This is a genomic window from Microbispora sp. NBRC 16548 (genome assembly GCF_030268985.1).
Lineage (GTDB): Bacteria > Actinomycetota > Actinomycetes > Streptosporangiales > Streptosporangiaceae > Microbispora > Microbispora catharanthi.
The window spans coordinates 1-1,256 of record NZ_BSSF01000057.1 but is presented as its reverse complement, the minus strand read 5'-3'; the positions used below and the strand labels follow the sequence as shown (position 1 = coordinate 1,256).

The following is a 1,256-nucleotide window of genomic DNA, read 5'->3' as shown; positions in this document are numbered from 1 at the left end:
TGATGTTCACCGCCTTTCGTGGAGTCCCTTTGGTTGACTGGCATGCCTGAACCCCGAGAGAGGTCAGCATGCCGAGGAGCTATCCCCCCGAGTTCCGTCGCAAAGTCCTGGACCTGCTGAAGGCCGGCCGCACCGTGCAGCAGGTGGCCACCGATCTGCAGATCAGCGACCAGACCATCTACAACTGGCGCAGACAAGAGCGCATCGATGCAGGACTGGAGCCCGGCATCACCTCCAGCGACCTGGCCGAGCTGGTGGCCGCCCGGCGCCGGATCGCCGACCTGGAGACCGAGCTGGCGGTGACGCGGCGGGCCAATGAGCTGCTGCGAGAGGTGGTGTCCCCAAAAGGCGGTTTGAGGCCATCGCGGTGATGGCCGGTGAAGGGCTGCCAGTGCAGGTGTGCTGCCGTGTCATGGGCGTGTCGGAGTCGGGCTACTACGCCTGGCGCTCTCGCCCGCCGTCGCCGCGATCGGTACGGCACGCCTGGTTGACCGAGGTGATCAGGCAGGCCCACGCCGCCTCCCGCGGCGTCTACGGCGCCCGCCGCGTGCACGCCGAGCTCACCCTGGGCCGGGGCATCCCGGTCGGGCACGGTCAGGTGACGATGCTGATGCACCGCGCGGGCATCAAAGGGCTGCCCGGCAACCGCCGGCGGCGCCCGGTCCCTCAGGTGCCGACCGCCACTGACATGGTCGACCGGCTGTTCGCCCGCTCCGGCCCCGACCAGCTGTGGGTCACCGACATCACCGAGCACCCGACCCGGGAGGGCAAGGTCTACTGCTGCGTCGTGCTGGATGCCTATTCGCGGCGGGTGGTGGGCTGGTCCATCGACTCCACGCAGACCGCCACCCTGGTCACCAACGCCCTCGGCATGGCCATCCACAACCGCAACCCGCAGACCGGGACGGTGATCCACTCCGACCACGGGGTCCAATACACCTCCTGGGCGTTCACCGAACGGGCCAAGGCTTCGGGGCTGGTGCCGTCGATGGGGTCGATCGGCGACTGCTTCGACAACGCGGTCATCGAGTCGTTCTGGGGCCGGATGCAGACCGAACTGCTCAATCGGCGGCGGTGGAACACCCGCATCGAGCTGGCTAACGCGATCTTCGAGTACCTGGAGATCTTCCACAACCGCCAACGACGTCACAGCGCCCTGGGGATGCGCACCCCGGTCGAATACGAGATGCTCTACGCAAACACCCAGCTGGCATGACGGCCAACCAAGCCAACTCCACAGAACCCGAGGCACATCA

General features: G+C 67.3%; 1 pseudogene. It reads left to right on the top strand.

Annotated elements, in window-relative coordinates:
- Positions 1 to 68: 68 nt before the first annotated feature.
- Positions 69 to 1,216 (top strand): annotated as a pseudogene (locus tag QSK36_RS43000) (IS3 family transposase).
- Positions 1,217 to 1,256 lie beyond the last annotated feature (40 nt).